The organism is Mesorhizobium amorphae CCNWGS0123, from assembly GCF_001686985.1.
GTDB classification, from domain to species: domain Bacteria; phylum Pseudomonadota; class Alphaproteobacteria; order Rhizobiales; family Rhizobiaceae; genus Mesorhizobium; species Mesorhizobium amorphae.
This window is the reverse complement of the sequence record NZ_CP015318.1, coordinates 2324925-2345881: the sequence shown is the minus strand read 5'-3', so window position 1 is coordinate 2345881 and position 20957 is coordinate 2324925. Positions and strand designations below refer to the sequence as shown.

The 20957-nt window shown below is 64.4% G+C and carries 21 protein-coding genes; 14 read left to right on the top strand and 7 right to left on the bottom strand.

Annotation, left to right across the window (positions count from 1 at the left end):
• Positions 1-53: 53 nt before the first annotated feature.
• Complete coding sequence (locus tag A6B35_RS10850) at positions 54-1244, bottom strand: MFS transporter (RefSeq protein ID WP_006206411.1); 1191 nt, start codon at positions 1242-1244, stop codon at positions 54-56.
• 48 nt (positions 1245-1292) lie between these two features.
• Here A6B35_RS10850 and A6B35_RS10845 point away from each other — a divergent pair, with 48 nt between their 5' ends.
• Positions 1293-1832: an Lrp/AsnC family transcriptional regulator gene (locus tag A6B35_RS10845; protein WP_006206412.1), complete on the top strand. Its 540-nt coding sequence runs from the start codon at positions 1293-1295 to the stop codon at positions 1830-1832.
• Positions 1833-1852: 20 nt separating this feature from the next.
• On the opposite strand, the gene A6B35_RS10840 is transcribed toward A6B35_RS10845, so the two are convergent.
• The 3 genes from A6B35_RS10840 to A6B35_RS10830 form a co-directional block, all read right to left on the bottom strand.
• Positions 1853-2341, bottom strand: a complete 489-nt coding sequence (locus A6B35_RS10840; RefSeq protein ID WP_006206413.1) for a nucleoside deaminase — start codon at positions 2339-2341, stop codon at positions 1853-1855.
• Between the two features lie 92 nt (positions 2342-2433).
• Entirely contained in the window at positions 2434-3720 is a 1287-nt protein-coding gene (locus tag A6B35_RS10835; RefSeq protein WP_006206414.1) for a D-tagatose-bisphosphate aldolase, class II, non-catalytic subunit, read from the bottom strand.
• Positions 3717-4667: a sugar kinase gene (locus A6B35_RS10830; RefSeq protein ID WP_006206415.1), complete on the bottom strand. Its 951-nt coding sequence runs from the start codon at positions 4665-4667 to the stop codon at positions 3717-3719. Before A6B35_RS10830 ends, A6B35_RS10835 begins: the two co-directional genes overlap by 4 nt.
• A 269-nt stretch (positions 4668-4936) precedes the next feature.
• Here A6B35_RS10830 and A6B35_RS10825 point away from each other — a divergent pair, with 269 nt between their 5' ends.
• Positions 4937-5959: a LacI family DNA-binding transcriptional regulator gene (locus tag A6B35_RS10825; RefSeq protein WP_040584212.1), complete on the top strand. Its 1023-nt coding sequence runs from the start codon at positions 4937-4939 to the stop codon at positions 5957-5959.
• On the opposite strand, the gene A6B35_RS10820 is transcribed toward A6B35_RS10825, so the two are convergent.
• The 3 genes from A6B35_RS10820 to A6B35_RS10810 form a co-directional block, all read right to left on the bottom strand.
• The gene (locus tag A6B35_RS10820) at positions 5956-6939 is read right to left on the bottom strand and encodes an alpha/beta hydrolase (protein ID WP_006206417.1); all 984 of its coding nucleotides are present in this window, start codon (positions 6937-6939) and stop codon (positions 5956-5958) included. The two genes, A6B35_RS10825 and A6B35_RS10820, sit on opposite strands and share 4 nt — an antisense overlap.
• A gap of 13 nt (positions 6940-6952) precedes the next feature.
• Positions 6953-8101 (bottom strand): Gfo/Idh/MocA family protein, encoded by a 1149-nt coding sequence (locus A6B35_RS10815; RefSeq protein ID WP_006206418.1) that lies wholly within the window; start codon positions 8099-8101, stop codon positions 6953-6955.
• Between the two features lie 267 nt (positions 8102-8368).
• Positions 8369-9130 carry a DeoR/GlpR family DNA-binding transcription regulator gene (locus A6B35_RS10810; RefSeq protein ID WP_006206419.1) on the bottom strand — a complete coding sequence of 254 codons (762 nt, stop codon included), beginning with the start codon at positions 9128-9130 and terminating at the stop codon, positions 8369-8371.
• A gap of 162 nt (positions 9131-9292) precedes the next feature.
• On the opposite strand from A6B35_RS10810, the gene A6B35_RS10805 reads away from it, so the two are divergent.
• The 12 genes from A6B35_RS10805 to A6B35_RS10750 all read left to right on the top strand — a co-directional run bounded on the left by A6B35_RS10805 (position 9293) and on the right by A6B35_RS10750 (position 20889).
• Positions 9293-10093, top strand: coding sequence for a beta/alpha barrel domain-containing protein (locus A6B35_RS10805; RefSeq protein ID WP_006206420.1), 801 nt, complete (start codon positions 9293-9295; stop codon positions 10091-10093).
• Positions 10094-10096: 3 nt separating this feature from the next.
• Positions 10097-11047, top strand: a complete 951-nt coding sequence (locus A6B35_RS10800; RefSeq protein ID WP_006206421.1) for a PfkB family carbohydrate kinase — start codon at positions 10097-10099, stop codon at positions 11045-11047.
• A 90-nt stretch (positions 11048-11137) separates the two neighbouring features.
• Positions 11138-12283 (top strand): ABC transporter ATP-binding protein, encoded by a 1146-nt coding sequence (locus A6B35_RS10795; protein WP_006206422.1) that lies wholly within the window; start codon positions 11138-11140, stop codon positions 12281-12283.
• Between the two features lie 112 nt (positions 12284-12395).
• Positions 12396-13643 (top strand): ABC transporter substrate-binding protein, encoded by a 1248-nt coding sequence (locus A6B35_RS10790; protein WP_006206423.1) that lies wholly within the window; start codon positions 12396-12398, stop codon positions 13641-13643.
• A 133-nt stretch (positions 13644-13776) separates the two neighbouring features.
• Complete coding sequence (locus A6B35_RS10785; protein ID WP_006206424.1) at positions 13777-14673, top strand: carbohydrate ABC transporter permease; 897 nt, start codon at positions 13777-13779, stop codon at positions 14671-14673.
• A gap of 5 nt (positions 14674-14678) precedes the next feature.
• Positions 14679-15521, top strand: a complete 843-nt coding sequence (locus A6B35_RS10780) for a carbohydrate ABC transporter permease (RefSeq protein ID WP_006206425.1) — start codon at positions 14679-14681, stop codon at positions 15519-15521.
• A 58-nt stretch (positions 15522-15579) separates the two neighbouring features.
• On the top strand, positions 15580-16401 hold the full coding sequence (locus tag A6B35_RS10775; protein ID WP_006206426.1) for a sugar phosphate isomerase/epimerase family protein: 822 nt from the start codon (positions 15580-15582) through the stop codon (positions 16399-16401).
• A gap of 4 nt (positions 16402-16405) precedes the next feature.
• Positions 16406-17482, top strand: coding sequence for a Gfo/Idh/MocA family protein (locus A6B35_RS10770; RefSeq protein ID WP_006206427.1), 1077 nt, complete (start codon positions 16406-16408; stop codon positions 17480-17482).
• A complete protein-coding gene (locus A6B35_RS10765) occupies positions 17482-18300 on the top strand; it encodes a sugar phosphate isomerase/epimerase family protein (RefSeq protein ID WP_006206428.1) in 819 nt (272 codons plus the stop codon). The genes A6B35_RS10770 and A6B35_RS10765 overlap by 1 nt, the downstream gene beginning before the upstream one ends.
• Positions 18300-19133 carry an alpha/beta fold hydrolase gene (locus A6B35_RS10760; protein ID WP_006206429.1) on the top strand — a complete coding sequence of 278 codons (834 nt, stop codon included), beginning with the start codon at positions 18300-18302 and terminating at the stop codon, positions 19131-19133. The genes A6B35_RS10765 and A6B35_RS10760 overlap by 1 nt, the downstream gene beginning before the upstream one ends.
• Positions 19130-19852: a ribulose-phosphate 3-epimerase gene (locus tag A6B35_RS10755; RefSeq protein ID WP_006206430.1), complete on the top strand. Its 723-nt coding sequence runs from the start codon at positions 19130-19132 to the stop codon at positions 19850-19852. Before A6B35_RS10760 ends, A6B35_RS10755 begins: the two co-directional genes overlap by 4 nt.
• Positions 19852-20889: an ROK family protein gene (locus A6B35_RS10750; protein ID WP_006206431.1), complete on the top strand. Its 1038-nt coding sequence runs from the start codon at positions 19852-19854 to the stop codon at positions 20887-20889. Before A6B35_RS10755 ends, A6B35_RS10750 begins: the two co-directional genes overlap by 1 nt.
• Positions 20890-20957 lie beyond the last annotated feature (68 nt).

Sequence of the window (20957 nt, the reverse complement as noted above, 5' to 3'; positions counted from 1 at the left end):
ATAGCGAGCCAAACCTGTAGCGAAGGACCGGATGAGGACGCAAGCCTTGCCGCTTACGCCCGGATGGGGGATGGCGAACGCCACGCCGCCGCCGAGGCGGCGACCAGCATCAGCAGGGCTGCGACAATCGCCGAGGCGGCAAAGCCGAAGCCGGTGTAGAGCGGGCCGAAGCCTGTCGTGCCGACAAAGACGGCGAAGTAGGTCACCGCGCTGTTCAGGCCCATGATGGTGCCGCGCCGCGACGGATCGAGCGCGGTGAGCCGCATCACCAGCACGTTCAGGCCGAAATGGTTGGCCAGGCCCCAGACCGCCACCATCGCCAGCGTCAGCCCGAAGCTGCCGCTGGCCGCGGCGATCGCGACATAGACGACCGCGACCAGGAGATAGGCGAAAGGCATGACGCGGCGCGCGCCGAGGCGATCGATGACGCCGTCGAGAAGTGCGGCCGCGCCGAAGCCGGCGCCATAGGCAAGTGCCGCCCAGCCATTGGCACTGACCGGCTGGCCCAACCCGCTGTGAAGGTGATCGCCGAGATAGCCGTAGACGCCATAGAAGGCGGTCATGAAGGCGGCACAAGCGACGAGCAGCGGCACGATGCCGGGAACGGCCAAGGCTCCAAACGGCGTCGGCGCCGGACCGCTTTTCCTGGTGTCGCTGAGTGACGTCAGGGTCAGGCCGGCCAGGGCAAAGGCGGCAAGCACCGCGACCGTGCCGAAGACGGCGCGCCAATGCACGAGATCGGCAATCACGGCCGACAGCGAGACGCCGGCCACCATGGAGAGCGTCCAGCCGGTCAGCACGACGCCGATCGTGCCGCTCTCGCGGCCGGGCGGCGCGATCGCCGCCGAGCTGGCGTAGATCGCCGGCATGGCAATGCCGGCGGCTATGCCGGCGACGAGCTGGGCGGCGACCAGCGCCGTCACCGTCGGCGCCAATGCGGAGGCGACCAGGCCGATCGCCAGCAGCAGCAGCGCCCCTTGCAGCATGCGGCGGGCGCCGATGCGATCGATGTATCGCGCCAGGAACAGCGCGCTTGCCGAGGTGCCGAGACCGAAGGCGGCGGATGCGATCATCACCGCCGGCACGCTTGCGCCAAACGATGCCGCCACGGCCGGCGCTATCGGGCCGAGGACCAGCGAGTTCGAGCCGATGACGGCAATGCATCCGGTGAGCAGATAGGCGATCGCCGGGATCGGCGGCCGGGGCGCCGCCACGAAAATTGCTGATTGATCACTGTTCGACATACGACCATAATGTCCGAATGAAATTCAGCATCAACAAGGAATTTCCATATGGATGAAGAAACAGATGGCATTCAGCGGAACCGGCCGGCGGCCCGGGACGTCGATGCGACGGACCGAAAGATATTAGGCGTTCTGGTCGACGACGCGACGATCAGCTACGCCGATCTCGGCGACCGGGTCGGCCTGTCGCCGCCGGCGGCGCATGAACGGGTGAAGCGCCTGCGCCGCAGCGGCGCCATCCGCAGCACCGCGGCGATCATCGATCCCAAGGCGGTGAAGAAGCCGTTGCTCGCCTTCGTGCATATCGACACCAAGGGCTGGGGCAAGACGCCGGAACTGATGGCCGTTTCCCAATATCCGGAAGTCGAGGAGATCCATTCCGTCGCCGGCGACACCTGCATGCTGCTCAAGGTGCGCACCGAGGATACACGCGCGCTGGAGGGCCTGCTGTCGCGCCTGTACGAGACACCCGGCGTGACCTCGACGCGAAGCTATGTCGTGCTGTCGACCTATCTCGAGCGGCCTGTCCAGCCCGGCATCACAACCGAATGGCCGACGCCAAGGCACATGGCCCAGCCGCTGTACTAGAGCGCGCTCGGCAAACGAGCTTACTTGGCTTTCCAGAAATCGGCCTGGAGTTGCGCCGCTTCGTCGGCAAGCAGCGGGCCGACGACTTCCGTCGGACGCTGCCCTGCTTCGAAGACGATCGTGCAGGGCAGGTCGAGCGTGGGATTCTCGTCATGTGCACCCGTCAAGGCCTTGAGGTCATGTTCGCTCTGCCCAAAGACGACCCGTCCGATGCCCGCCCAATAGATCGTCCCTGAGCACATCGCGCAAGGTTCGGCCGAAGTGTAGAGTGTGCAAGAGGCCAGCTCTTCGAGGCTGAAATTCATCCCCGCCCACCGGGCCAGCAGACTTTCGGCATGAGCGGTGCGGTCGCCCCCTCCGGATTTGTAACCGTTGAGTTGCTCGCGCAACACATTGCCGTCCTTGTCGGCGAGGAGCGAACCAAAGGGATGTTCGCCAGCATCGCGGGCCTTGCGCGCGACGTCGAATGCCTGACGGAGCAGGCGCTCATCATAGGGGCGTTGCGGCATCGGCCGATCCTCCGGCAGTGCCGCTTGATAGCATAGTGGCGAACAATCCGCCGACTCAATTCGGCAGATTCAGTCAACGGGCGATGAGCCCGCTACTGCCCGGTCGCGCCGGCGTAGATATCGAGGACGCGGGTGATGCTGCCGATCAGCAGTTCATGCGCTGTGGGCTTGACCCGGCCCGCCGCAACCGCCGCATCGAGCTGTCCGAGGTACTGGCCGATCAAGGTGCGGGGGATCTCGCGGTCGCCCAGCGCCTCGAGCAGCGTCTGCGTCGCGCGCTGCGCTTCGGGCGCCGGCCAGTAGTAGCGGATGCGGTCGCTGAAGGAGAAATGCCGCTCGACGCGCTGTTCGTCCGGCGTGCCCGGATAGTATTTGCGCCAATTGTCGGGCGCGGCCAGCATGATGCGTTCCATCGCCGCCGGCAGGCTTTCGCGGGATGGGTCCGGCGCCAGCACGCCGGCGATGTGGCTCAGCCCGTACAGCGCCTCGCGCAGCGCGAAGGTCAGCCAGGGGCCGACCTTTAGGATGGCAAAGCCGTCGCGCACCAGAGCGCCAAGTGCTGCGTCCGGCTGGTAGTCGGTCGAATGCGCCTCGAAGACGAATTGCGGCATGCGGTCCAGCACCGCGACCAGTTCCGTCGCCATCTGCGGCGCATAGGCGATGATCTCGGCATTGCCGAATTCGACGCCGGGCTGGACGACGACGCCGACCGCACGGGCAAAGGCGGCATCGAGCCCGGCGCGCGAAAATGCCTGGCGATGGATCTCGACGGTGCGCAAGGCGTCATCAGGCTCGGTGACATGCATATGGTCGAGCGCTTCGAGCGCGCCGCCCGGCACCGGCACTTCGGTGCCGATGATGTAGACCGGCTTCTCGCCGCCAATGCGTGCGACCGCCGCCTCGGCGACGGCGGCAAGCGCGGCGGCGCGGGCGGCGATCGTCTCGTCGGCGAGCGCGGCGGGATCGTCGGCGCAGGCCATGCTGGTGTCGAGATGCAGCTTGGTGAAACCGGCGCCGGCATAGGCGTCGATCATCGCCTTCGCCTTCGCCATCGCCTCGGCGGCAGGAAGATGCTTCCACGGGTTGGGACCGAGATGGTCGCCGCCGAGGATCAGGTGATCGAGCGGAAAGCCGGCCTTCTTCGCATGCCCCTCTACGAATGTGCGGAAGCCGGCCGGTGTCATGCCGGTGTAGCCGCCTTCGTGGTTGACCTGGTTGCACGTCGCCTCGATCAGCACGTCGGAGCCGCGCGCCGCGCCGTGGCGGAGCGTCGCCTCGATCACCAGCGGATGCGCGGAACAGATCGAGGCGATGCCGCCTTTCTCGCCCGCGGCGCGCTTCGCCGCGATGCCGGCAAATCTCTGCGTCGCGGCGCTCATGGCTGGCCCTTCCCGGCGGTGGTTGCGAAAGCCTCGACCTCGGCCAGCGGAAAAATACCTTCCATCGGCCCCTTGCGGGTGACGGCGAGCGCACCGCAGGCATTGGCGATCCTGAGCGCCTCGACTGGAGCCGCGTCGCGCAGCCAGAACGAGACGAAGGCGGCGCCGAAGCAGTCGCCGGCGCCGGTCGGATCGACCTCGTCGACGGCAAAGCCCGGCAAGGCAACCGTGCCGTGCCGGTCGTGGTAGGCGGCGCCATCGGCGCCCTTCTTGAGGACGATGCAGGACACACCGCGCTGCAGGAGGTCGTCGACCGCGCCCTTTTCGTCGCCGGCCGATGAAAACAGGAACAGCTCGTTGCCGCTCGGCAGGAAGACATCGGTTTGCTTGAGCACCTGGTCGAGCGCCTCGCGCATGCCGGAGGCCTGCATGATCTCGCGGCGGATGTTGGGATCGAAGGAGACGGTCCCGCCCTTGGCCTTGACCGTCGATATTGCCGAGAGCGCGACCTCGGTGGCACGGTCGGAAAACAGCGACGAGCCCATGACATGGACGTGGTCGGTGCCGGCCAGCATGCTCTGCGCGGCCGCATCGATGCCGACCAGGCCGGCAGCACTGTTGCGGATGTTGAAGACAAAGTGCCGGCTGCCGTCGGCCCGGTAGGTGACGAAGGCGGTGCCCGTCGCATGGCCCGTGTGGACCGCGATCGCCGACACGTCGGCGCCCAGGGTCCGCAGCCGCTCGATGTTCAACTGGCCGAAATCGTCCTCGCCGACCGCGCCGATCAGCCCGGCGGGCTGGCCGAGCGCCGCGGCCTGGCCGATGAAGATGGCGGGCGCGCCGGACGGATAGGGACCAAGCAGCGGACCGGACTCGAGAAAGCTCTGGCCAATGCGCTCGGCCATGATCTCGACGAGGATCTCGCCGGCTGAGACCAGCTTCTTCATCTCGCGGAATTCCTCCCGGCGTTTCGCCGCAGTCTGACTTGGCGACCTGTCAGCCGCGCAGCTCTGCCTGGCGGCAACCGACATATGGAGTCAATACGGCTTGCACTTTTTTGCGTCAATTAATAAATTGACGCGTGGAATAAATTATCAATACGCGTTGAAACTGCTGGAGTTATCTGTAAAATTTCACCTTGCAGTTGCGAGCCGACGCACCGTATCTAGGTGCCGGGCAGCGCCAGGGATTGGATGTCCATGACGCGAGGGGTTCAATGCCTATGACGCACAAGACGATGGAGGATTTCGCCCGCTCCTGTGGCGTCTCCAGGCCGACATTGTCGAAATATTTCGACGATCCGACCAGCGTCAAGCCGGCGACACGAAAGCGCATCGAAGAGGCGCTGCGCTCATCCGACTACCAGCCCAATCTGTTTGCCCGCAACCTCAACCGCAAGCGCACCCGCAGCATCGGCATCATGGTGCCGACGGTGGCCGATCCGTTCTATTCGGAGATGGTCAGCCGCATCGAGCTTCGGCTGCGCGACGAGGGCTACTGGCCGATCGTGATCTCCTCGCACGGCTCGCGCGAGCTTGAAGTGGAGGCGACGCGAACCATCCTGTCGCTGAAGGTCTCCGGGGCGCTGATCGCGCCGCTCGGCCTGCGCTCGGACCGCCGCACGCTGGAGAAGCTGACGCAGGCGATACCGGTCGTCTATTTCGACACCTATCTCGAAGGCGGAACGCCTTTCGTCGGCAACAACAATGCCCAGAGCATCTCGACCATCGTCGAATATCTGTGCCGGTCCGGCGACGCCCCGGTCTATTTCGACATCCCGCATGTCAACCACAATTCGCCGGAACGGCTGGAGAGCTATGTCGGCTCGATGAAGCGGCTCGGGCATGAGCCTGTCGTCATCGGCGACACCGACGACTACACGTGGGATTTTGAACGGATCGGCTACGAGCAGACGGAAAAGATGCTCGCCAATGGCGGCCTGCCGGGCAAGACCATCCTGTGCAACAACGACCGTCTCGCCTTCGGCGTGATGGCGGCGGCCTATGCGCGCGGCCTCAAGGTTGGCCGCAAGGGCGATTGCGACCTGCGCGTCGCTGCCCATGACGATCATCCGCTGAGCCGCTACACATGTCCCGGCCTCACCACCATGGCGCAGGATTTTGCCGCCATGGCCGGGCGCAGCGTCGAGACGCTGCTCGCCTTGCTCAACGAGGATGACACGGCGGTCGCGCCCAAGGTCAGCCTCGACGCAACCTTGGTGATGCGTCAATCCGCTTAAGCCTTCCCGAAAGCCGGATCGAAGCCGCGCCATGCGGCGACCGCTGCGGCCACTGCCTGCCGCGCCGCCGGGCCATGACGGCCCATCGAGACGAAGCCGTGGATCTGGCCCGGCCAGCGGCGCAGCACGAGCGGCACGCCGTCCTCTTCCAGACGTCCGGCATAGGCTTCGCCTTCGTCGGCGAGGACGTCGTGGCCGGCGAGGGCGATGAAGGCCGGCGGCGCTCCGGCGAGGCTTTCGGCTTTGAGCGGCGAGGCGCGCCAGTCGTCGATATCGCTGACATTGCGGATGTAGTGATCGCGGAACCAGGCCATGGTTGACGCGGTGAGGCCAAAACCTTCGCCGAAGCGACGATAGCTGTCGGCCGTCTGCGCGGCGTCGGTGTTGGGATAGAACAGCAATTGCGCGGTCAACCGGACGCGATCACCCCGCGCGAGCAGGCTGAGCACGGTCGCGAGGTTGCCGCCGGCGCTGTCGCCGGCGACGGCGATGCGCCGTGTTTCGATGCCGAGCTCGCCGGCGGCGTCGCGCATAAAGGACAGCACGGCGAGGCAATCCTCGACCGCCGCTGGAAACTTGTGCTCCGGCGCCAGCCGATAGGCGGGCGAGACGACGACGCTAGCCGCCATGTTGGCGAACCAGCGGCAGATCTCGTCATGCGAGTCGAGATTGCCGATCACCCAGCCGCCGCCATGCAGATAGAGCAGTGCCGGCGTGTCTGCATCATGCGCACCCTGCCCGCGATAGATCCTTAGCGTCAACGGGCCGCCGGGTCCGGCGATGGTGCGCTCGCTGACCGAGGCCACCGGCTCGCGCTCGCCCTGCAGATCCGGAAAACCTTCATCATAGGCCCGGCGCGCCTGTTGCGGCGTGCCGGCCTCGAAAGGCGGGGCGTCTGCCTGCCGGCCGAGGTCGAGCACATGCCGGGCTTCCGGGTCGAGCACGGACAGGGACGGTATTGCCGAGAGGATCGATGTCATTCGAACCTCCGCGTCAGGCAAGCAGGCTTGCCGCCTCGTCTTCGCCAAGCAGCGGCGGCTGGTCGACGGTGCCAACGACGGCAACCGATCCCTGGCTCTCGCCCGAGGCCAGGATCGCCTCCATGATCTCCAGCACATGCAGCGCCAGCTCGCCCGAGGCGCGCGGCTTGCGTCCATCGGTCAGCGACCGCGCAAGATCGGCGACGCCGAGCATGCGGTAATTGGCGCGGTCGGGTGCGGTATAGGGCCAGTTGCGCGCGCCGTAGGGCTCGGCCTCGCTGGCGAAATCGACCCAGTCGGCGCCGCGCGCCGACAGCGAGACCGTGCCGCCGAACGTGTCGGGATCGGGCAACCTCAGCGAACCTTCGGTGCCGTGCAATTCGATCGGGTGGTTGGAATGCTTGAAGACGTCCCAGGAGGCGCCGAAGGTGACGGTGGCGCCGGAGCGGAACTCGAGCAACGACAGGATGTTGGTCGGCGTGCCAACCTTGAAGCTGGTGTTCTTGTAAGGGCCTTCGGCGGTGATCAGGCGCTCCTCCTGGCCGCGCGTCGCCATCGCCATGACACGCTCGACCGGGCCAAGCAGATTGACCAGCATGGTCAGGTAATAAGGCCCCATGTCGAAGACCGGGCCGCCGCCGGGCTGGTAGTAGAATTGCGGATTGGGGTGCCAATGCTCCATGCCGCGCCCCATCATGAAGGCAGTGCCGGTGACGGCACGACCGATGGCGCCCTCGTCCATCAGCCGGCGCGCCCGCCGTCCGGCGGCGCCGAGGAAGGTGTCGGGAGCCGAGCCGAGCAGCAGCCCGCGCTTCACCGCCTCGGCGACAAGACGGCGGCCGTCGGCGGCAGAGGTCGCCAGCGGCTTTTCGGTGAAGACGTGCTTGCCCGCCGAAAGTGCGGAAAGCGAAATGTCGAAATGCGCCGCCGGTATCGTCAGGTTCAGCACCAGGTCGATGTCCGGATCGGCCAGCAGCGCATCGACGTCAAGCGCGCGGATGCCGTATTCCTTGGCGCGGAGCGCGGCCATGTCGGCCGAAATGTCGGCGCAGGCCCGCAGCTCAACCCCGCCAAACAGGGCCGCGTTGCGCAGATAGGTCATCGAGATATTGCCGCATCCGATGACGCCGATACCGAGCTTCGTCTTTGATTTTCCGTGCATTTTCGATCGTACCTCCCAATGCGGAAATGGTCTCGCTGAACCGTCGCGCCGGCAACGGATCATAGTCGAAAGCCGCTATACAACATTTTAAATCTTGACGCGCGTAAAATTTTTATAGAACATGCGGGAATGCTGGCGCAAAATCGGGAGGCTGCCAGCCCTGGGAGGAGAAAATGACCGATATGAAAAAACGGCCGACCGCCGATACGAAGCTATGGGTCATGCGCGCATTGAATCTTTCCGTCGCGGTCAGGGACCGAGACGGGTTCAGGCATAGATCACCTTGGCCCCGATCATATCAAGCTGGCTACGTATTGGACCGGGCAGGCCATCGTCGGTGATCACCACATCGACGGCCGACAGCGAAAATGCCTTGGAGGTCCCGCTGACGCCCCATTTGCTCGAATCGGCGAGGAGGACAACGCGCCGGGCCATGCGAACGAGGTTTCGCTTCGTTCGCGCCATGTCTTCGTTCACGTCGACCACATCCAGTGACGAGTCTATCGCATGCGCTCCAACAAAGACCTGATGCGCTACCAAGCCGCCGAGAGCCGTATCGGCATCGGTGATCAGCGTGCTCACCGTGTCGGGATAGACACGGCCGCCGATCATATGAACGTCGAGCCCTGGGCGATGCATAAGATGCTGCACGATATTCATGGCCGTGGCCGCGACCACGACATTGCTGAGCGGCGGTAACTGCATGGCAACCTGCATCAATGTCGAGCCGCCGTCGAAAATGACCGATTGGTTGTCCTCGAACAGCTCTACCGCCGCCCGGGCGATGCGCTTCTTTGCGTCGAGGTTCGTTTGCATCCGCCGGGCGAACGCGGCCGTAGTCGAATCGGTGGTCCGGGTCACCGCCCCGCCACGGGTCTTGGTCAGCAGTCCCTTGCGGTCCAGTATCTCGAGGTCGGAGCGCACCGTGACTTCCGATACGCCAAACTCGTCTGACAGGTCCTTGATGCGAACCTGTCCGCTGCGTTGCACCTCACCCAGGATCGATTGGCGTCTCTGCTCCGACAACATTGCCCTGCCCTTGCCTCCCCGCGCCAAGCAACCGCTCTGGCCTCAACTCACCTTACCAAAAATACGCAAATTCGAAAGCTTTCGAAAGATTGTGTTTCTCATTTCTTTCGGAAACATTGGGTCCATGATTTTGAAATCAAACGATTGGGAAATTTTGCACTCATGAGCCTAGGAACCAAAGTGCGCCTTGCGCGCCTCTTCTCGCATCCATCGGGGAACCTTTTTGGTGGCGCGGTCGACCACTTCGTCGGCTATGGCGACGTGCGCAAAGGCGGCCTTGCCGACCTGCCGGGTGCGCTCGCACGCGTCATGATGGGCAAGCCCGACTACGTCAGCATCCAGCCTGGCACCGCGCGCCATCTGTGGCCGCAATATGCGGGCAAAGCTTCCCTGGTCATTCAGGCGGGCTGCTTCACTGCGGACGATCGCATCAGCGAGTTGATCGCAACGCCCGAGGATGCGGTGCGCGCGGGGGCCGATGCGTTGGCCGTGGCCATTCCGGTGCGCGGCGCGACCGAGGGCAAATACATACGCTGGCTGACCGATTCGGTAAATGCAGCGGCCCGCTACGGCATGCCTGTGGTGGCGCATATCTACCCTCGCGATTTCACCGACGGAGCCAAAATCGTCTTCACCCCCGACGAGATCGCCTATGCGGCGCGCATTGGCTACGAGTCCGGCGTCGACGTGATCAAGATCGGCTACACGGGCGATTTCGAGTCGTTCCGAGAGACCGTCCGGACCTGCCCGGTGCCGGTTGTGATCGCGGGCGGTCCGAAGACCGATACGCTGCTCGGCGCGCTTCAGCAGACGGCGGACGCCATCCGTGCCGGCGCGCGCGGTGCCGTGGTGGGCCGCAATCTCTGGGGGCATGGCGATCCGGAGAAGGCGGCACTTGCCTTTCGCGGCGTCATCCATGACGGCCTTTCGGCGCAAGACGCCCTGGCGAAGGCGGGTGCCTGAACGATGCCAACCGTCCCGTCAATCCTCGGCTTCGGCGCTATCGCGATAGACGACATCGTCTATGTCGATCAGCCGTTGTCGGCGGGCAAAGGGAAGGTTCTGCAAAGCGCCCGAGCCTTCGGGGGAAATGTCGCGACGGCGCTGGTCGCCGTCGCGCGGCTCGGCGGAAGCGCCGGGTTCGTCGGATGGCTGGGCAATGCCGCGGACGACGCCGTGCTGTGCGATCTCGTTGCAAGCGGCGTTGAAACCGCATTCGCGCCGCGCCACCCGGACGCGCGCCCGGTGCGCTCGCGCATCACCGTCGGCTCGGACGGGGAGCGGTTCATCGCGTATGACGACGAAGCGATGCTGGGCACCGATCCGGACTTTCCGGATGATATCCTCAGCCGCGCGACCGTGCTGATCGTCGATAGCTACGCGATCCGGTCGCTGGATGTCGTGGCTCGGGCTCGCGATCTCGGCCTTGCGATCCTCGGCGATATCGAATGGAGCAGCGGCGCAGCCACGGAGCGGCTGATCGCGCTCTGCGACCATCTCATTCTTCCCCTCGGCTTTGCGCGGACTGCCACAGGGTGCCGATCGCCCGCCGAGATGCTCGAAGCATTGTGGTTGCCGTCGCGGTCCGCCGTGGTTCTGACCGATGGCGGCAAGGGCGTCTACTATCGCGGACGCGAAGAGACAGGTCTCTGGCACCTGCCCCCGCACCGGGTTGTCGTCGTCGACTCGACCGGCGCGGGTGACTGCTTTCATGGCGCCTATGCCCATGCGTTGACGCGTGGAGCCGACACCGCAGGCCGGGTGGCATTCGCGGCCGCGGCGGCGGCCCTTTCGATAACGGGGCGTGGCGGGCGCGAGGCGCTTCCGACCGACGACCAGGTCACGGAACTCCTGGCATCGACGAACGCGCCGTCGGCAGTCGAACTGAAATGTGCGCATGCCGATACTGGAACATAGGCTGGAACTATCCGAGGAAACATTTCGCAAGTGAACATAAGCCGAGGAGAATTATTAAAATCAGTGGCTTAGACTTGTGGAGGGAGGAATATGGCAGAAGTCATTCTTGAGAATATCTGCAAAACCTACGGGAACAATTTTCGCGCAATCGACCAATTGAACCTATCGGTCGAGGACGGTGAGTTCTTGATTCTCGTCGGGCCGTCCGGCTGCGGCAAATCCACCGCGTTGCGAATGATCGCGGGATTGGAGGACATCACCAGCGGCAGCCTTCGGATCGGCGGAGTCGACGTCGTCGACATGCCGCCCAAGGACCGCGACATCGCGATGGTCTTCCAGAGCTACGCGCTCTACCCGCATATGACAGTGTTCGAGAACATCGCCTTTTCGATGCGGCTGGCAGGCAAGCCGAAGGCCGAGCGCAGGAAGCGCGTGGACGAGATTGCCAAAACCCTTCAGCTGACTTCTCTGCTGGACAGCAAACCCGCGAACCTGTCAGGCGGACAGCGCCAACGGGTTGCCATGGGCCGCGCCATGGTGCGCGAGCCAGCCGCCTTTCTGATGGACGAGCCCCTTTCCAATCTGGACGCGAAACTGCGTGTTCAAATGCGCGCCGAAATCACCAGCCTGCAAAAGCAGCTCGGGGTCACGACCATATACGTGACCCACGACCAAATCGAAGCGATGACGATGGGCGACAGGGTCGCGGTGTTGAAGGGCGGCGTGCTGCAGCAGGTCGACACGCCCAAGAGACTGTATGAGTCGCCGGTGAACGCGTTTGTCGCAGGCTTCATCGGTTCTCCGTCGATGAACCTTTTCGAAGCGACCCTAAAGGGCGGTGCGCTCGTTTCTCGCGACTTCTCCATGCGGCTGCAGGATGCAGCTTTCGTCGGCAGGCCCGCCCTGAGGTCCTATGAGGGGCGCAAGGTCGTGTTCGGGATCCGACCGGAGCATCTTTATGACAGCAACCTCGAATCCGGCCGCAAGTATCAGACGATACCGGCAAAGGTGACTTCGATCGAAGAGCTCGGCTCTGAACATATCGTCCACCTGAACATCGACGCGGTCCGGGTGGACTCCGGCGATCCGGACGCGGCGGAGGATTTTGGTCTCGCATCGAACGCGGTGGCGAGATTCGAACCGGTCAGCGCCATCCACTCCGGCTCGGAAATCCGGTTGGCCGTGGATGATACCAAGTTCCATTTCTTCGATCCCGAGACGCATCTGGCGATCTGAAGAATTGCGGCGAGGCCCGCAGGCGAGGAGCGAGGCGCCTGCGAATGAAGACTTCTGAATAAAGCAGACGATCGTTCGCATTGTGCGGCCGATCTTGAAGAAGGAGGAGAAAATGATGTTTCGGATAAAACCCGCGATGCTGAAAATGGCCGCGGCCGCATGGTTGCTTGGCGCAACCAGCGCCATGGCGGACACGACGCTGGAGTTCACTCAATGGTGGGAGCCTGAGCTGCCCGCAGGCTCCTTGCGGAAAATCATGGACGAATTCGAGGCCGCGAATCCGGGCATCAAGGTGACGCTGGTCAGCGGCCCCTATGCGACCACGCGAGACCAGATCTCGGTTGGTGCTGCAACCGGAACGCTTAGCGACATCGTCGGTCTTGACGGCGCCTGGGTGAACAATCTGAACGCACAGAATGCGCTTGCCGACATGAACCCGATGATGGATGCAAGCGGGTTCGACAAGAGCCAGGTCGCGGATATCGTCAAGGTGGACGGCAAGGCGGTGATGTTTCCCGTGGCTTCGTTCGTCTATCCGGTCTTCGTGAATCTGGACCTCGCCGCCCAGGCGGGCGTCACCAAGCTTCCGTCGACCCGGGCCGAGTTTCTCGAAGCCGCCAAGAAGATGACCCATGCCGACAAGAACCAGTATGGCTGGGTGCTGCCGCTGTCGCTGCAAACGCCGTCCGGTGTCCAGAACGACATGATGTCGTGGGTCTGGGCATCGGGTCAATCGATGATGGCGGACGGCAAGCCCGCTCTCGAGGGCAAGCCGGTGGTGGATATGCTGACCTTCGTCAAATCGCTCAATGACGCGGGCACCATCTCGCCCGGCATCGCCACCAAGACCGAACAGGAAAAGGTCGAGGAATTCGTCAACAACCGGGTCGGGATGATGATCGACTCGCTGGCGCATGTGAACCTCATCCGCGAACGCAATCCCAAGCTGAACTTCGACCTCATCCCGGTACCGGTCGTGGACGGCTATACCGGCAAGCGCGGCCTTCCCTATGCCTCCTGGGGCATTGGCATCTCCGCGGGCTCGAAGCATCAGGAAGAGGCCTGGAAACTCGTCCAATACCTGATGAGTGAAAAGGTGAACGCCAAGCTCGTATCGCTGGCCAACGCCTTCCCGGGCAACGTCAACGCCAAGCCCGATTTCGTGACCTCGGACAAGGCTTTCGGCAAGGCTTTCGAAATCTTCAAAACCGGTTACCTCGCCAATGAGTTCACGGGCCTGCCGGTGGCTGAAGACCTGATGACCCAGTTCGACGTGCAAGCCCAGAAGATGCTCGCCGGCGAGCAGTCTCCGGAACAAGCGGCCGCCGCCGCCCAGAAGGGCTGGATGGCGAAATTCTGATCGACCTGTTTTACGATCTTCGACCGGGGAGCCTGGCTTCGGCCAGGCCTCCCGGCAACAATGCACCGGCAACGCGAGACGAACCTGTTTGCGAAGCTCGCCTTCTCCTGAAGGCGTATCCCAAGGTTGGCACATGACCCGGCAGAAGCGCTCCCACCACAGACTGAAACGAGCGGTCGCACCCTATCTCTATCTGTCGCCCTCGCTGGTGATCATCGGCCTTCTGATGCTGCTGCCGATGGTGACGGTGATCGGCTATTCGTTCCAGAACAGCGCGGTGCTGCGTCGCGACCCGTCCTTTGCCGGACTGAAGCACTACCAGGCGATCTTCAACGATCCGGTGTTCTGGGCTTCGCTGTGGCATACGCTCTACTTCACATGCATGAGTGTCATCTTCCACATGACCATCGGCATGGTCTTCGCGCTCATGCTGAACAGCGACCGCATCAATCCGACGCTGCGCAATGTCCTGCGCGTGCTCTACATACTGCCCTGGCTGTTCACCGCGGTGATCATCGCGGTGATCTGGCGCCTCCTGCTCGAGCCGAACGGTGTCGTGAACAGCGTTCTCATGCAGATCGGCGTCATCGGTTCCAAGGTCGAGTGGTTTTCCTCGCCCGAGACCGCGCTGCACGCCGTCACTTTCGCCAATATCTGGGCGGGCTACCCGCTTTTCATGGTCAGCCTGCTCGCAGGCTTGCAGGGCATTCCCAAGGATTTCTACGAGGCCGCCGATATCGACGGCGCGAAGGCCTACCAGAAGCTGATCTTCATCACCATCCCGCAGCTGATGCCGATCATCATCAGCATCTCGCTGCTCGACTTCATCTGGACCATGCAGGTCTTCCCATTGATCTGGATAACGACGGGCGGCGGTCCGATCTACTCGACCGAGGTCCTCAGCACCTACACCTATAAGCTGGCGTTCTCGAGCTACAACCTGTCGCAGGCGTCGGCGAGCGCCGTGGTCATCCTGCTGATCTCGCTCGGCCTGACGCTGTTCTACATCCGCTATCAAAAGGCTCGGTAGTCACCATGAGGAAAAGGCACACGCCGAAAGACAGGCTGATCACCGTCGCGCTCCATGTCGCGCTTGCCGCAGGGCTGTTTTTCGCGGCCTTCCCGATCTACTGGATGCTGAGCAGCTCGTTCAAGTCGAATACCGAAATCTTTGCCCTGCCGCCAACCGTCCTGCCGAAGGCCTTCACGCTGGAAGCGTATGCGGCCATCCTTGGCGACCCGGTAAAGCTGCGTTTCTTCTTCAACAGCTACTTCGTGGCCGGAGCGGTGACCGTGCTGACGGTGCTGATCGCCTTGCTGGCGGCCTATGGGTTCAGCCGTTTCAATTTCCGCGGCAAGGGCAGCCTCAACACGCTCATCATCAGCACGCAGACGATCCCGCCGATCACGCTTTTGATCCCCTTCTTCGGACTTGTCGTCTCGTATGGCATCTTCGACACCTACGTCGCACTGATCCTGACCTACCTGGTGTTTACGCTGCCCTACGCGATCCTGCTGATGACGGGATATCTCAACACCTTGCCCCGCGATCTCGATGAAGCGGTGGCTGTCGACGGCGGCTCCAGCTGGACCGCACTCTGGCGAGTGATCGTCCCGATTTCACTGCCTGGTATCGTGGCGACGTCGGTCTACACCTTCCTGTTGTGCTGGAACGAATTTCTCTTTGCGCTGACGCTGACGAAGTCAACGTCCATGCGCACCGTCCCGATCGGCATCCAGCTGTTGATGGGGCAGCACGCCTTCGAATGGAACCAGATGATGGCGATGAGCGTGCTCGGCTCGCTACCGCTCTTGCTCATCTACCTCATTGCCCAGAGGTTCTTCCTCGCCGGCATGACCGCAGGCTCGGTCAAGTAGGATGTCCAGCGCCACATCATCGAAGGGCTGACCCAAGGTGGAATCAAGGAATGAAAGGATGATCGTGAAAGACCTCAAAGTCGGTTGCCAGACCTTTACCTGGGAGATGCTCGGAGACCGGTTCACCGGCGGCCCCGACGACCTGCTCAAGGCGATCGCCGACGGCGGCTATGCCGGCATCGAGATCACCGACACGATGATCGGCCGCTATGCCGGCAGACCGGCGGAATTCGAGACCGCGCTAAAGGCATCTGGACTGACGCTGGTCTCTTTCGCCTTCGGTTCGAACAGCGGCTTTACGCTCAAGGAAAAGATCGGCGCCGATCTCGAGACCGCCAAGCGCTGGATCGATTTCGCCGCGGCCTTTCCGGGCGCGCTTGTCTCGATGGGTTCGGCGACGGTCGTGTCCGACGGGCCGCGCGACGACAAGTTCGCTATTGCTGCCGAGGTCTACAACAGAGCCGGCGAGCTCGGGCGCAAGGCCGGCGTCCAGGTCGCGGTGCATCCGAGCTCGCACCACAACACGCTACTGTTCGACCGTGCCGACTACGACCGCATCTTCGGCCTGCTCGATCCGTCGCTGGTCGGCTGGGTGCCCGACACCGGCCACATCTTGCGCGGCCACAAGGACATAGCCGACACGCTCGCCACCTATGGCGACCGCATCCGTTACGTGCACCTGAAGGATGTCGATGCCAAGGGCATCTGGGCGATGCTCGGCGAGGGCGTCTGCGATACGGCGAAGGTGATCGAGATCGCCAGTGCCGCGCCCAACTTCAACGGCTGGCTGGTGCTGGAGGAGGAATCCGAAACCGCTGCCGCCGATCCGGCCAAAGCGGTCAAGGCCAATCGCCAGACCATGCGCGGCTACGGAGCCTGAGACGATGATCCGCAAGCAAGACCGTCGCCTTCGTGTCGGAGTGCTCGGCTGCGGGCCGATCGCGCAGTTCGCGCATCTGGAATCCTGCGTGAAGGCGAGCAATGCCGATCTCTACGCGATTTGCGATGCCGCGCCCGACCTGCTGGCGCGCATGGGCGCGACCTATGAGCCCGAGAAGATGTATGGCGACTACGACGCCATGCTCGCCGACCCGCAACTGGAAGCGGTGATCGTCGCCACCTCGGACGCTTATCACGTGCCGATGTCGATCAAGGCGTTGGAAGCCGGCAAGCACGTGCTGTGCGAAAAGCCGATCGGCGTTTCGGTCGAAGAGGGCCAGAAGCTTGCCGATGCCGTCAAGCTTTCCGGCAAGATGCTGCAGGTCGGCCATATGAAGCGCTTCGACCCGGCGCTGGAAGCGGCGCGCGATTTCGTCCGCGACGAGATGGGCGAGATCCTGGCGCTGAAAGCCTGGTATTGCGATTCCACGCATCGCTACACCAACACCGACGCGGTGCAGCCGCTGCCGGTGACCAGCAAGCTGGCGAGGAAACCGGCCGGCAATCCGAAGGCGGATCTGCGGCAATATTTCATGCTGGCGCATGGCTCGCATCTGGTCGACACGGCGCGCTTCCTGTGCGGCGAGATCGTGGCAGTGCGCGCGCGCCTCAACGAGCGCTTCGGCGCCTATTGCTGGTTCGTCGAAACCGAGTTCGCCAATGGCGCGCTTGGCCATCTCGACCTCACCGTCGCCGTGCGCATGGACTGGCACGAAGGTTTCCAGCTCTATGGCGAGAACGGCTCGGTGATCGCGAAGACCTTCAATCCCTGGTATTTCCGCGCCAGCGAGGTCGACATCTTCCACGAGAAGGACGCGACCTCGCGCAAGCCGCTCGGCGCCGATGGTCATTTCTTCCGGCGCCAGCTCGAGGGCCTCGCCGAGACGGTGCTCGACGGCAAGCCGATGCGCGGCGCCAACGTCGATGACGGGCTTGCCTCGATCCGCGCCATGGTGGCGATCGCCCGCTCGGTCGAAAGCGGCGAGCGCGTCGAGATCGCCAGCATCACGGGAGCGGTCTGATGCAAATCGGGGTGTTCGCCAAGACCTTTCCTGGCAGCGAGCCGGCCGGCGTGCTGGCCGCGGTGCGCGATGCGGAATTTGCTGTCACCCAATTCAATCTGGCCTGCGCCGGCCTGCCGTCGATGCCGGACAAGGTTCCGCTGGATACCATCCGTGCCATCGCGGCCGCCTCCGATGCCACCGGCGTCGCGCTGGTGGCGCTGTCCGGCACCTACAACATGGCGCATCCCGACAGAGCGGTGCGCGAGGACGGCCTGCGTCGGCTGGCGGCAGTCATCGAGGCCGCGTCAGCACTTTCCATTCCGCTGGTCACGCTGTGCACGGGAACGCGCAACCGTGACGACCAGTGGGCGCATCACCCCGACAATGCCGATCCCTCGGCCTGGGCCGACATGGCGCGCGAAATGGAAAAGGCGCTCGACCTCGCCGAACGCCACGGCGTCGATCTCGGCATCGAGCCCGAGCAGGCCAACATCGTCACCTCGGCGGCGGATGCGATGCGCCTCATCGCCGAAACGGGATCGAAGCGGCTGCGCATCGTGCTCGATCCGGCGAACCTGTTCGAGCAGGCGGATACCGAGGAGGCGCGCGCCATCGTCACGACCGCCATCGAAACCACGGCCGGCCATGTCGCCATGGCCCACGCCAAGGACCGTTTTGCCGATGGCCGCTTCGCCACCGCCGGGCAAGGCGTCGTCGATTTCGCCGATTTCATCGCACGGCTCAAGGCGACAGGCTTTGACGGCCCGTTGGTGACGCATGGGCTTTCGGCCGAGGAAGCGCCCGGTGTTGCCCGCCTCCTGAAAGGGCTGGTGTGATGGCGCGCCCGATGACCCTGCTCCGCGATGGCGCCACGCTGCGGGTTTCCGATACGGGCAACGGGCTGGCGGTCGTCTTCCAGCATGGCCTCGGCGGCGGCGAGGCGCAGGTCGCTCAATCCTTCCCCGCCGGCGCCGGCTTGCGGCGCGTCACGCTCGAATGCCGCGGACATGGCGGCTCGGCGCTCGGCAGAAGCCGGCCGTTCTCCTTCCAGATGTTCGCCGATGATGTGCTCGCCGCCGCCGACCAGGCCGGCCTCGAGCGTTTTGTCGCCGGCGGCGTCTCGATGGGGGCGGGAATCGCGCTGCGCCTCGCATGCCGCCATCCCGACCGCGTCGCTGGCCTGGTCCTGGTGCGTCCGGCCTGGACGTTCGGCAAGGCACCGGCCAACATGCAGCCGATCGCCGAGGTCGCCGGCCTCATCCTCGATCATGGACCGGACAAGGCCAGGGCGACCTTCGCGCAATCCGAGACCGCCTTGCGGCTCTATCGCGAGGCGCCCGACAATCTCGCTTCGCTGTTGGGCTATTTCGACCGGCCGGACGCGCTGGCGTTCGCGCAAGTGCTTGCCGACATTGCCGCCGACGGACCGGGCGTCTTCGCGAGGGAAGCAGAGGCCCTCGACATTCCGGCTTTGGTCATCGGCAACGCGATGGATGCCGTGCACCCGCTGTCTGCCGCCTATACGTTGGCAGCCGCCATTCCCAACGCCATCTTTGCCGACATCGCGCCCAAGGCGCTCGACAGCACCAGGCATTTCGCCGAGCTGCACGCTGAGATCACGGCCTTCCTTCACGCCCACGCCAACTTCCGGAGCCTCATTCCGTCATGACCACCAAACCCCTGTCCGGCCCCTCGGCAATAGCCGCCCTGCCACGCAACCGGCTGATCGGCGAGTTCTCGCTGTGGTCGGCCGACCTCGCCAATATGGAGCGCGACCTGAAGCGCATCGATCCGTACGTCGACCTCCACCACATCGACGTGGCGGACGCCCGCTTCACGCCGGGCTTCCTGTTCTTCCCCGACCTAGTGGCGCGGATCGCCAAGCTGACGGCAAGGCCGATCCATGTGCATCTGATGGTCGAGGCCGAGATCGTCGAGGAGCAGACGCGGCAGTTCATCGAGGCCGGCGCCGACCTGATCAGCGTGCACGCCGAAAACGGCGAGGCAGGCCTGCGCGCGGTGAGGTTGGCGCGAGAGCTTGGCGCCGAGGCCGGCGTTGTGCTCAGGCTGGAAACGCCTGTTGCCGCCGTCACGCCCTTCCTGCCCGAAGTGACTTTCGTGACGCTGCTCGGCACCTCGATCGGTGTCAAAGGGCAGAGCCTGTCAGACAAGGCCTGCCCGCGCCTGATCGAGGCGCGCGCGCTGATGCGAAAGGCCGGCCGCGAGGCCGACATCGTGCTGGCCGCCGACGGCGGCATCCGCCACGAGACGGTGCCACTGCTGCGCGCCGCCGGCGCCGAGACCGTGGTGCTGGGCTCGCTGGCCTTCGGCGATCCCGATCTTGCGCAGCGCATGGCCTGGCTGCACGGGCTGAAGGTCGCCGCCTGATGAACACGCTTGCGCTTGCCTTCGACCTCGGCGGCACGGAGCTGCGCGGCGCGCTGGTCGAGCGTAGCGGCGACGTCGTGGCGCGTGTTTCGGCGCCGACGATGGCGGGTGCGGGATCGGAGGCGGTGATCGGCCAGATCATCGCGCTGGCAGGCACCCTGCTCAAGGAGCACCCGGAGGCAAAGGTGGTCGGCATCGGCATGTGCGCGCCGGGGCCGCTCGACCCCAAGGCCGGCATCGTCATCGGGCCGCCGACGCTGGCCGGCTGGCACAATGTGCCGCTGATCGACATTCTCAGCCGGCAGTTCGGACTGCCGGTTCGGCTGGAGAACGACGCCAACGCGGCCGCCCTTGGCGAATGGCGCTTCGGCGCCGGCCGCGGCAGCGGATCGCTGGTGTTCGTCACCGTGTCGACCGGCATCGGCGGCGGCGTGGTTGCCGATGGCCATATCTATCACGGCAGGCGCGGGCTGGCGGCCGAGATCGGCCACATGACGATCACCGGCGAAGGCGAACGCTGCTTCTGCGGCGCTGTCGGTTGCTTCGAGGCGGTCGCTTCGGGGACGGCGCTCGGGCGGCGCGCCACCAAGCTCACCGCGCCCCGCGACGGCTCGCTGCTCCGGCAACTGTCTAACGACGGCGACGTTTCGGCCAGGCATGTCGTCGAGGCGGCGCGCGCCGGCGATACCGCCGCACTCGAGCTGGTCGAGGCCGAGGCGAAGTGGCTGGGCATCGGCTTCACCAATCTGCTGCATCTCTATTCGCCTGATCTGATCGTCATGGGCGGCGGTCTCGCCAACGGCTTCGATCTGCTGGCGCCGCTGATCAGAACCACCGTGGAAACGCGGGCCATGCAAGCCTATCGCGACGTGCCGATCGTCCCGGCTGAACTCGGCGACCGGGCCGGCCTGGTTGGCGCGGCAAGCCTGATCCTGTGGGAAGGCGAGCCGGGCACGGCGCTGGCGATGGTCCAGAACGAGGACGACAAGAACGGCGCGAGCAAACGTGCCGGTGCCAGAGAGGCAAGCCATCGCTGAGCTGAAGCTACGCGGCGCGCGCAAATCCTAGGGATCGGTCGAGATCATCAGGGGTATCGGCCTCGACG

Coding starts and splice junctions, on each gene's coding strand:
- A6B35_RS10850 (WP_006206411.1), bottom strand. CDS start 1,244: ATGTCGAACAGTGATCAATCAGCAATTTTCGTGGCGGCGCCCCGGCCG.
- A6B35_RS10845 (WP_006206412.1), top strand. CDS start 1,293: ATGGATGAAGAAACAGATGGCATTCAGCGGAACCGGCCGGCGGCCCGG.
- A6B35_RS10840 (WP_006206413.1), bottom strand. CDS start 2,341: ATGCCGCAACGCCCCTATGATGAGCGCCTGCTCCGTCAGGCATTCGAC.
- A6B35_RS10835 (WP_006206414.1), bottom strand. CDS start 3,720: ATGAGCGCCGCGACGCAGAGATTTGCCGGCATCGCGGCGAAGCGCGCC.
- A6B35_RS10830 (WP_006206415.1), bottom strand. CDS start 4,667: ATGAAGAAGCTGGTCTCAGCCGGCGAGATCCTCGTCGAGATCATGGCC.
- A6B35_RS10825 (WP_040584212.1), top strand. CDS start 4,937: ATGCCTATGACGCACAAGACGATGGAGGATTTCGCCCGCTCCTGTGGC.
- A6B35_RS10820 (WP_006206417.1), bottom strand. CDS start 6,939: ATGACATCGATCCTCTCGGCAATACCGTCCCTGTCCGTGCTCGACCCG.
- A6B35_RS10815 (WP_006206418.1), bottom strand. CDS start 8,101: ATGCACGGAAAATCAAAGACGAAGCTCGGTATCGGCGTCATCGGATGC.
- A6B35_RS10810 (WP_006206419.1), bottom strand. CDS start 9,130: ATGTTGTCGGAGCAGAGACGCCAATCGATCCTGGGTGAGGTGCAACGC.
- A6B35_RS10805 (WP_006206420.1), top strand. CDS start 9,293: ATGAGCCTAGGAACCAAAGTGCGCCTTGCGCGCCTCTTCTCGCATCCA.
- A6B35_RS10800 (WP_006206421.1), top strand. CDS start 10,097: ATGCCAACCGTCCCGTCAATCCTCGGCTTCGGCGCTATCGCGATAGAC.
- A6B35_RS10795 (WP_006206422.1), top strand. CDS start 11,138: ATGGCAGAAGTCATTCTTGAGAATATCTGCAAAACCTACGGGAACAAT.
- A6B35_RS10790 (WP_006206423.1), top strand. CDS start 12,396: ATGATGTTTCGGATAAAACCCGCGATGCTGAAAATGGCCGCGGCCGCA.
- A6B35_RS10785 (WP_006206424.1), top strand. CDS start 13,777: ATGACCCGGCAGAAGCGCTCCCACCACAGACTGAAACGAGCGGTCGCA.
- A6B35_RS10780 (WP_006206425.1), top strand. CDS start 14,679: ATGAGGAAAAGGCACACGCCGAAAGACAGGCTGATCACCGTCGCGCTC.
- A6B35_RS10775 (WP_006206426.1), top strand. CDS start 15,580: ATGATCGTGAAAGACCTCAAAGTCGGTTGCCAGACCTTTACCTGGGAG.
- A6B35_RS10770 (WP_006206427.1), top strand. CDS start 16,406: ATGATCCGCAAGCAAGACCGTCGCCTTCGTGTCGGAGTGCTCGGCTGC.
- A6B35_RS10765 (WP_006206428.1), top strand. CDS start 17,482: ATGCAAATCGGGGTGTTCGCCAAGACCTTTCCTGGCAGCGAGCCGGCC.
- A6B35_RS10760 (WP_006206429.1), top strand. CDS start 18,300: ATGGCGCGCCCGATGACCCTGCTCCGCGATGGCGCCACGCTGCGGGTT.
- A6B35_RS10755 (WP_006206430.1), top strand. CDS start 19,130: ATGACCACCAAACCCCTGTCCGGCCCCTCGGCAATAGCCGCCCTGCCA.
- A6B35_RS10750 (WP_006206431.1), top strand. CDS start 19,852: ATGAACACGCTTGCGCTTGCCTTCGACCTCGGCGGCACGGAGCTGCGC.